This is a genomic window from Lishizhenia sp., from assembly GCF_057456495.1.
In genome coordinates, this window is the sequence record NZ_JBVCPV010000154.1 from 1 (window position 1) to 7383 (window position 7383).

Annotated in this window: 16 protein-coding genes and 1 pseudogene; all 17 read right to left on the reverse strand. The window is 37.7% G+C overall.

The window, feature by feature from the left end:
- Window positions 1-219: pseudogene (locus tag AC22ZQ_RS10885) on the reverse strand (DNA-directed RNA polymerase subunit alpha); the annotation flags it as partial.
- Window positions 220-239: 20 nt separating this feature from the next.
- Window positions 240-845, reverse strand: a complete 606-nt coding sequence (gene rpsD / locus AC22ZQ_RS10890) for a 30S ribosomal protein S4 (protein ID WP_318958815.1) — start codon at window positions 843-845, stop codon at window positions 240-242.
- Window positions 846-934: 89 nt separating this feature from the next.
- Window positions 935-1321 (reverse strand): 30S ribosomal protein S11, encoded by a 387-nt coding sequence (rpsK, locus tag AC22ZQ_RS10895; protein WP_037319270.1) that lies wholly within the window; start codon window positions 1319-1321, stop codon window positions 935-937.
- Window positions 1322-1329: 8 nt separating this feature from the next.
- Window positions 1330-1704: a 30S ribosomal protein S13 gene (gene rpsM / locus AC22ZQ_RS10900; protein WP_057482220.1), complete on the reverse strand. Its 375-nt coding sequence runs from the start codon at window positions 1702-1704 to the stop codon at window positions 1330-1332.
- A 2-nt stretch (window positions 1705-1706) separates the two neighbouring features.
- Window positions 1707-1823: a type B 50S ribosomal protein L36 gene (gene ykgO, locus AC22ZQ_RS10905; protein ID WP_013305171.1), complete on the reverse strand. Its 117-nt coding sequence runs from the start codon at window positions 1821-1823 to the stop codon at window positions 1707-1709.
- 118 nt (window positions 1824-1941) lie between these two features.
- Complete coding sequence (gene infA, locus AC22ZQ_RS10910; RefSeq protein WP_013073244.1) at window positions 1942-2157, reverse strand: translation initiation factor IF-1; 216 nt, start codon at window positions 2155-2157, stop codon at window positions 1942-1944.
- 2 nt (window positions 2158-2159) lie between these two features.
- Complete coding sequence (gene secY, locus AC22ZQ_RS10915) at window positions 2160-3497, reverse strand: preprotein translocase subunit SecY (RefSeq protein ID WP_057482221.1); 1338 nt, start codon at window positions 3495-3497, stop codon at window positions 2160-2162.
- An 11-nt stretch (window positions 3498-3508) separates the two neighbouring features.
- A complete protein-coding gene (rplO, locus tag AC22ZQ_RS10920; protein WP_225573163.1) occupies window positions 3509-3961 on the reverse strand; it encodes a 50S ribosomal protein L15 in 453 nt (150 codons plus the stop codon).
- A gap of 9 nt (window positions 3962-3970) precedes the next feature.
- Window positions 3971-4153: a 50S ribosomal protein L30 gene (rpmD, locus tag AC22ZQ_RS10925; protein WP_037319259.1), complete on the reverse strand. Its 183-nt coding sequence runs from the start codon at window positions 4151-4153 to the stop codon at window positions 3971-3973.
- A gap of 13 nt (window positions 4154-4166) precedes the next feature.
- Window positions 4167-4691 carry a 30S ribosomal protein S5 gene (gene rpsE / locus AC22ZQ_RS10930; protein WP_037319256.1) on the reverse strand — a complete coding sequence of 175 codons (525 nt, stop codon included), beginning with the start codon at window positions 4689-4691 and terminating at the stop codon, window positions 4167-4169.
- A 6-nt stretch (window positions 4692-4697) separates the two neighbouring features.
- Window positions 4698-5051 carry a 50S ribosomal protein L18 gene (gene rplR, locus AC22ZQ_RS10935; protein ID WP_057482223.1) on the reverse strand — a complete coding sequence of 118 codons (354 nt, stop codon included), beginning with the start codon at window positions 5049-5051 and terminating at the stop codon, window positions 4698-4700.
- A 12-nt stretch (window positions 5052-5063) separates the two neighbouring features.
- Window positions 5064-5606, reverse strand: a complete 543-nt coding sequence (gene rplF / locus AC22ZQ_RS10940; RefSeq protein ID WP_057482224.1) for a 50S ribosomal protein L6 — start codon at window positions 5604-5606, stop codon at window positions 5064-5066.
- A gap of 19 nt (window positions 5607-5625) precedes the next feature.
- Window positions 5626-6024 carry a 30S ribosomal protein S8 gene (gene rpsH, locus AC22ZQ_RS10945; protein ID WP_070053713.1) on the reverse strand — a complete coding sequence of 133 codons (399 nt, stop codon included), beginning with the start codon at window positions 6022-6024 and terminating at the stop codon, window positions 5626-5628.
- 66 nt (window positions 6025-6090) lie between these two features.
- Entirely contained in the window at window positions 6091-6360 is a 270-nt protein-coding gene (rpsN, locus tag AC22ZQ_RS10950) for a 30S ribosomal protein S14 (RefSeq protein ID WP_057482226.1), read from the reverse strand.
- A gap of 2 nt (window positions 6361-6362) precedes the next feature.
- Window positions 6363-6914 carry a 50S ribosomal protein L5 gene (gene rplE, locus AC22ZQ_RS10955; RefSeq protein WP_057482227.1) on the reverse strand — a complete coding sequence of 184 codons (552 nt, stop codon included), beginning with the start codon at window positions 6912-6914 and terminating at the stop codon, window positions 6363-6365.
- Window positions 6915-6916: 2 nt separating this feature from the next.
- On the reverse strand, window positions 6917-7228 hold the full coding sequence (gene rplX / locus AC22ZQ_RS10960; protein WP_037319242.1) for a 50S ribosomal protein L24: 312 nt from the start codon (window positions 7226-7228) through the stop codon (window positions 6917-6919).
- A 12-nt stretch (window positions 7229-7240) separates the two neighbouring features.
- Window positions 7241-7383, reverse strand: a 143-nt coding sequence (locus tag AC22ZQ_RS10965) for an uL14 family ribosomal protein (protein ID WP_318958816.1), incomplete at its 5' end; no start/stop codon positions are given.

The following is a 7383-nucleotide window of genomic DNA, read 5'->3' on the forward strand; positions in this document are numbered from 1 at the left end:
AACGACTCCAGGAATAGCGGAGAATTCGTGATCTACGCCTTCTATACGAATAGAAGTGATTGCATAACCTTCTAATGAAGATAAAAGCACTCTTCTTAAAGCGTTACCAACGGTTAATCCATATCCAGGTTCCAAAGGGCGAAATTCAAATTTCCCTTCGAAATCGGTTGAATCAATCATTATAACTTTATCGGGCTTCTGAAAATTTAGTATTGCCATATTACGACTTCTGTGAATTATTATTTCGAATATAATTCGACGATGAATTGTTCATTTATGTTTTCCGGAATCTGAATACGTCCGGGTACTGAAACAAAAGTACCTTGTTTTGTTTCGTTATTCCAGGTAATCCATTCGTATACACTGCTAGAATTAGCTAGTGAATCCTGGATAGCCTGTAAAGATTTTGATTTTTCACGAACACCTACAACATCACCCGCTTTCAATTGGTAAGAAGGTATGTTTACCAAATCTCCGTTTACCGTAATGTGTCTGTGAGATACAAATTGTCTTGCTGCTCTTCTAGAAGGGGCAATACCCATTCTAAATACTACGTTATCAAGACGTGATTCACAAAGTTGAAGTAAAACCTCACCAGTAATCCCCTGCGCTCTAGTAGCTTTTTTAAACATATTACTAAACTGACGCTCAAGGATACCGTAAGTATACTTTGCTTTTTGCTTTTCCATTAACTGGATAGCATATTCAGATTTTTTACCGCGACGACGGTTGTTACCGTGTTGTCCCGGAGGATAATTTCTTTTTTCGAAAGACTTATCGTCTCCAAAAATAGCTTCTCCGAACTTTCGGGCTATTTTAGTCTTTGGACCAGTATATCTTGCCATTAACTTTGAATTTAGAAGAAAGGGATTATGAATTAAGGTCTCTGTCCTTCGATAATCTTAACTCCTCTCTTATTTATTTATACTTATTATTAAACTCTACGTCTCTTAGGAGGACGACATCCGTTGTGTGGTAGTGGAGTAACATCAATAATTTCAGTTACTTCAATCCCGTTGTTATGAAGCGAACGAATAGCAGATTCTCTACCATTCCCCGGCCCTTTAACGTAAACTTTAACTTTGCGCAAACCAGCTTCGTGAGCTACTTTAGACGCGTCTTCTGCAGCTAACTGGGCAGCATAAGGAGTATTCTTTTTAGAACCTCTAAAACCCATTTTTCCTGCAGATGACCAAGCAATAACGTCACCCTTTTTATTAGTAAGGGAAACAATAATGTTATTGAAAGAAGCCGTAACGTGCGCTTGCCCTACGGACTCAACGGTTACTTTACGCTTTTTTTGAACTGTCTTCTTTGCCATATTAATTACTATTTAGTCGCTTTCTTCTTGTTAGCAACTGTTTTTCTTCTACCTTTTCTGGTTCTTGAGTTATTTTTGGTTCTCTGCCCTCTAAGTGGTAAACCACTTCTGTGACGAATACCTCTATAGCATCCAATATCCATTAGACGCTTAATACTCATTTGAACTTCTGTACGTAATTCTCCTTCGATTGTAAATTCACCAACAGCTTCACGAATACGACCAATTTCTTCATCGTCCCAATCTGAAACTTTTTTGCTTTCATCTACTTTGGCCTGGCTAAGGATCTTTTGAGCCCTGCTTTTACCAATTCCGAAGATATAGGTCAATGCTATAACTCCTCGCTTTTGTTTAGGTATATCTACCCCTGCAATTCTTGCCATAATTAGCCTTGTCTTTGTTTAAATCTAGGATTCTTTTTGTTAATTACGTAAAGGCGCCCTTTTCTGCGAACTATCTTACAGTCGGCACTTCTTTTCTTTACTGATGCTCTAACTTTCATCTCTTTAGTTTTTTACAATTCACTGATCTTGAAATATGCTCAAAATCAGGATTTCAGCATTCATAAATTTTTCAGGTTGCAAAAGTACTGAAAATTTTACAAATAGCTCAAATTACTTTTAGTATCTGTATGTTATACGAGCCTTACTTAGATCGTAAGGGCTCATTTCCAGTTTTACTTTATCTCCAGGCAACAATTTAATGTAGTGCATACGCATTTTCCCAGAGATGTGAGCTGTCACAACGTGACCATTTTCCAATTCTACACGGAACATTGCATTAGATAATGCTTCTATAATTGTTCCGTCTTGTTCTATTGCCGGTTGTTTTGCCATAATTAAGCTACTGCTTTTCTGTTTTTACCTGTTTTCATTAATCCGTCGTAATGTCTATTCAGCAAGTAAGAGTTTACTTGTTGCATAGTATCTATTGCAACTCCAACCATAATTAAAAGCGAGGTTCCTCCAAAAAACAATGCCCATCCTTGTTGCACACCTAAGAGTTGCACCACAATCGCTGGGAACACAGCAATAAGTGCAAGGAAAATAGATCCTGGCAAGGTAATTTGAGACATAATTCTATCTAAAAACTCAGCGGTTTCAGTTCCGGGACGAATGCCTGGAATAAATCCTCCACTTCGTTTTAGATCATCAGCCATTTTGTTGGTAGGTACAGTAATCGCGGTATAGAAGTAGGTAAACACAATAATTAAAAGTGCAAATACTACATTATACCAAAATCCGAATATATCGCTAAAAGCCGCGGTAACCCCTTGTGCAGCATCAGAATCTGATAATCCTGCCACAGCAGCCGGGATAAACATAATAGCTTGAGCAAATATAATTGGCATTACACCTGAAGCATTAAGCTTAAGTGGAATGTACTGTCTAGATCCAAATACGTTTTTCTCGTAACCCCCAGAGGCGGTTCTTCTGGCATATTGCACCGGGATTTGACGCACGGCCATAACCAACATTACCGAAGCAAGAATAATAGCGAACCAAATTACCAATTCAATAAGAATCATAATAAGGCCTCCATTAGATTCAAATACTCTGGAAGCAAATTCCTGAATAAATGCCTGTGGCAAGGTAGCAATAATACCAACCATAATTAATAGCGAAATACCATTACCAATACCTTTATCGGTTATCTTTTCACCCAGCCACATTGCAAAAATGGTTCCTGTAGTAAGGATAACCACTGCTGAAGCCACAAATGTCACAGTGTCACCTAATAAAAAGGCTTGCTGCGGAAGTGTAGCAAAAAGGTTATAGATATAACCAGGTCCCTGCACCAGGGTAATTGCAATTGTTAACCAACGAGTGATTTGATTGATCTTACGCCTACCGCTCTCTCCTTCTTTTTGAAGTTTTTGCAGGTAAGGTATCGCAATACCCATAAGCTGCACCACAATCGAAGCCGAGATATATGGCATAATTCCCAATGCAAAAACAGAAGCATTAGAAAAAGCTCCTCCTGTAAATGCATTTAGGAGGCCTAAAAGGCCACCATCGGTTTGACTAGCAAGATTAGTTAATTGCGAGGCATCTATTCCGGGAAGCACAACTTGCGCTCCAAAACGATAGACCAACAATAGACCGAGGGTAACTAAAATTCTATTTTTTAGTTCCTCGATCTTCCAAATATTTTTAATAGTATTGATGAATTTCATTTGGCTATCTATTATAAAGTAACAACTTCACCTCCAGCAGCTTCTATAGCTTCTTTTGCTGAGGCAGTAAATTTATGAACAGATATTTTCAACTTTGCCTTTAATTCACCTCTACCTAATATCTTAACTGGTTCGTTTTTACTTACAAGACCATTAGCGATCAAAGTATCAACATCTACAGTATCTTTAATTTTACCTTCATCAACCAAACGTTGCAAAGTATCAAGATTTACACCTTGATAAGCTACACGATTTCTGTTAGTGAAACCAAATTTTGGAACACGGCGTTGAAGTGGCATCTGCCCACCTTCAAAACCTATCTTCTTGGAGTAACCAGAACGAGACTTAGCCCCTTTGTGACCACGAGTGGCAGTACCACCTTTTCCTGATCCTTCTCCACGGCCAACACGCTTGTTGTTACTCTTAACTGAACCTTTTGCAGGTTTTAAGTTATTTAATTCCATGTGAATTTATTATTTTGTTTCTTCTACAGAAACTAAATGTTTAACTTTATTTACCATACCAAGGATGTTTGGCGTATCGTTATGCTCTACCGTCTGGCCAATTTTCTTAAGACCAAGAGACTCTAAAACCAATTTCTGGTTTTTAGATCGGTTAATAGCACTTTTTACTTTTGTAACTTTTATCTTTCCCATCGTTCTCCTTGATTTATCCTTTAAAAACCTTTTCTAATGAAATACCACGTTGTTTAGCAACAGTATCAGCACTTCTTAATTGAAGTAGTGCATCAAAAGTAGCTTTCACTACGTTGTGTGGGTTTGAAGACCCCTGGTTTTTAGAAAGTACGTCGTGTACACCAACAGATTCCAGTACGGCACGAATTGCACCACCGGCAATAATCCCGGTACCAGTTGCAGCAGGTAGCAAAAGAACTCTTGCACCACCATACTTACCTTTCTGTTCGTGAGGAAGGCTTCCTTTATGCAAAGGAATACGCACTAAATTCTTTTTTGCATCTTCCACAGCTTTAGAGATAGCGTCAGCAACTTCTTTAGATTTCCCTAAACCTTGCCCTACAACACCATTCTCATCTCCTACTACTACGATAGCAGAAAATCCAAAAGCTCTACCACCTTTGGTTACTTTGGTCACACGCTGTACTCCTACCAAACGGTCTTTTAATTCAAGTCCGCCCGGTTTTACATGTTCTACGTTTTTATAATCTTGATACATAATTTTCTAGAATTTTAGTCCTCCTTCTCGAGCACCTTCTGCTAATGATTTAACTCTTCCGTGATACAGGTAACCACTTCTATCAAAAGAAATAGTTTCTACACCGGCCTTTAAAGCTTTTTCAGCAAGGGCTTTACCAACCAATTCTGCTTGCTTGGATTTATTTCCTTCTGCTGTTACACCTTTATCTCTCGAAGAGGCTGCAGCCAGGGTTTTTCCTTCTACATCATCTATAATTTGAGCATAAATTTCTTTATTACTTCTAAATACAGATAATCTTGGACGGCTAGCGGTACCCGTAATTGACTTACGAACACGCTTTCTTATCTTATTTCGTCTATCTTGTTTTGAAACTGCCATATCTAAACTTTATTAAGCTGATTTACCTGCTTTTCTACGTAATTGTTCTCCAACATACTTAATACCTTTTCCTTTGTAAGGCTCTGGAGCTCTGAAGGAACGTATTTTAGCAGCTATTTGGCCCACAAGTTGCTTGTCATAAGAAGTCAATTTCACAACAGGATTCTTACCTTTTTCTGAAATTGTTTCCACCTGAACTTCCGGTGCCAAATCTATTACAATATTATGGGAAAACCCAACGGCCAAATCTAATTTTTGTCCCTGGTTAGTTGCTCTATATCCAACTCCTACCAGTTCCAATGATTTAGTGTATCCGTTAGAAACTCCTTCAATCATATTGTTTATCAAAGCACGGTATAAACCGTGTTTTGCTTTTTGATCACTTTTCTCTGAAGAACGTTCAAAAGTAATTACGCCATCTTCAATTTTCACATCAATGTCGCTAACTTCCTGCTTAAGTTCTCCTAATTTTCCTTTTACCGTTACAATATTACCTTTAAGGTCTACAGTTACACCTTCAGGAATTGTAATTGGGCTTTTACCTATTCTTGACATTTCTTTAGTCTTTTAAGTATTAGTAAACGTAACACAATACTTCACCACCAACTTTCTCGGCTTTAGCTTGCTTCCCGGTCATTACACCGTGAGAAGTAGAAACTATAGCGATACCAAGACCATTAAGGATACGTGGCAATTCATTAGCGCCGGCATACTTACGTAAACCAGGTTTACTTATTCTTTGAATATCTTTAATTACAGGTTCTTTAGTGATTTTATCATACTTAAGGGCAATTTTAATTGTCCCCTGAGCAGTAGCATCATCAAACTTGTAACTAAGAATATATCCCTGATCGAATAATATTTTTGTTATCTCCCTTTTAAGGTTAGAAGCTGGTATCTCTACCACCCTGTGGTTTGCGGCCACAGCGTTCCTAACTCTTGTCAAATAATCTGCAATAGGATCTGTATTCATCTATAATAATTTGCGGATGTGGTTTTCTAACCGACTATCGGTAGAACCTGCAACCAATTTATAATTTTACCAACTAGCTTTTCTAACTCCAGGAATTAATCCTTTGTTAGCCATTTCTCTAAACATTACACGAGAAAGACCAAACTGTCTCATGTATCCTTTTGGCCTACCAGTTAGTTTACAACGGTTATGCAAACGTACAGGAGAAGAATTTTTTGGTAATTTTTGTAGTGCTTCCCAATCGCCAGCTTCTTTCAAAGCTTCACGTTTTTCAGCATACTTCTTTACCATTTTTTGTCTCTTCACCTCACGGGCTTTCATTGATTCTTTAGCCATAATTAATTCTTTTTAAAAGGTAATCCTAGTTCGGTTAACAATGATTTAGCTTCCTTATCGGTTTTGGCAGTGGTTACAAAGGTAATATCCATACCATTGATACGGTTTACTTTATCAATATCGATCTCTGGAAAGATGATTTGTTCAGTAACACCTAAATTGTAATTTCCTCTACCATCAAAACCATTAGCTTTAATCCCGTTAAAATCACGAACACGTGGAAGTGCTGATGTGATTAAACGATCTAGAAATTCGTACATTCTATATCCTCGCAAAGTAACTTTTGCCCCAATTGGCATTCCTTTACGAAGCTTGAATGAAGCAACATCCTTTTTAGAAATGGTTTGCACCGCTTTTTGACCTGTAATTGTTGTAAGTTCATCTACAGCATGGTCAATTAGCTTTTTATCTGCTACAGCTGCACCAACGCCACGGCTCAAAACTATTTTTTCAAGTTTTGGGATCTCCATTACGTTAGCATAGCTAAATTCTTCTTTTAATGCAGGCTTAATTCGCTCTGCATATTCTGCTCTAAGTCTTGGTACGTATGCCATAACTAAATTACTTCATTAGATTTTTTGGAAAATCTTACTTTCTTTCCATCCTCTTCTTTATATCCAACTCTGGTAGTATTACCATCTTTGTCTAACAAAGAAAGGTTAGAAATATGAATAGGAGCTTCTTTCTTTACAATACCACCTTGTGGGTTAGATGCACTTGGCTTCTCATGTTTTGAGATAGTGTTCACACCTTCCACGATGGCTTTATTCTTTTCTATGAGTACTTTTTGAACTTTGCCTTCCTGACCTTTGTGGTCTCCAGCAATAACTCTAACAGTATCTCCAGATTTTATCTTAAGCTTTCTCATCTTTTTAATGTATTAAAGCACTTCTGGTGCCAATGATACAATTTTCATGAATTGCTTATCACGAAGTTCTCTCGCAACCGGTCCAAATACACGAGTTCCGCGCATTTCTCCAGTAGGGTTTAGCAATACACAAGCATTATCATCAAAACGGATAT

Bases quoted from the DNA above. Each gene is read 5' to 3' on its own strand.
- rpsD (WP_318958815.1), bottom strand. From the start codon at position 845: ATGGCAAGATATACTGGTCCAAAGACTAAAATAGCCCGAAAGTTCGGA.
- rpsK (WP_037319270.1), bottom strand. From the start codon at position 1,321: ATGGCAAAGAAGACAGTTCAAAAAAAGCGTAAAGTAACCGTTGAGTCC.
- rpsM (WP_057482220.1), bottom strand. From the start codon at position 1,704: ATGGCAAGAATTGCAGGGGTAGATATACCTAAACAAAAGCGAGGAGTT.
- ykgO (WP_013305171.1), bottom strand. From the start codon at position 1,823: ATGAAAGTTAGAGCATCAGTAAAGAAAAGAAGTGCCGACTGTAAGATA.
- infA (WP_013073244.1), bottom strand. From the start codon at position 2,157: ATGGCAAAACAACCGGCAATAGAACAAGACGGAACAATTATAGAAGCA.
- secY (WP_057482221.1), bottom strand. From the start codon at position 3,497: ATGAAATTCATCAATACTATTAAAAATATTTGGAAGATCGAGGAACTA.
- rplO (WP_225573163.1), bottom strand. From the start codon at position 3,961: ATGGAATTAAATAACTTAAAACCTGCAAAAGGTTCAGTTAAGAGTAAC.
- rpmD (WP_037319259.1), bottom strand. From the start codon at position 4,153: ATGGGAAAGATAAAAGTTACAAAAGTAAAAAGTGCTATTAACCGATCT.
- rpsE (WP_037319256.1), bottom strand. From the start codon at position 4,691: ATGTATCAAGATTATAAAAACGTAGAACATGTAAAACCGGGCGGACTT.
- rplR (WP_057482223.1), bottom strand. From the start codon at position 5,051: ATGGCAGTTTCAAAACAAGATAGACGAAATAAGATAAGAAAGCGTGTT.
- rplF (WP_057482224.1), bottom strand. From the start codon at position 5,606: ATGTCAAGAATAGGTAAAAGCCCAATTACAATTCCTGAAGGTGTAACT.
- rpsH (WP_070053713.1), bottom strand. From the start codon at position 6,024: ATGAATACAGATCCTATTGCAGATTATTTGACAAGAGTTAGGAACGCT.
- rpsN (WP_057482226.1), bottom strand. From the start codon at position 6,360: ATGGCTAAAGAATCAATGAAAGCCCGTGAGGTGAAGAGACAAAAAATG.
- rplE (WP_057482227.1), bottom strand. From the start codon at position 6,914: ATGGCATACGTACCAAGACTTAGAGCAGAATATGCAGAGCGAATTAAG.
- rplX (WP_037319242.1), bottom strand. From the start codon at position 7,228: ATGAGAAAGCTTAAGATAAAATCTGGAGATACTGTTAGAGTTATTGCT.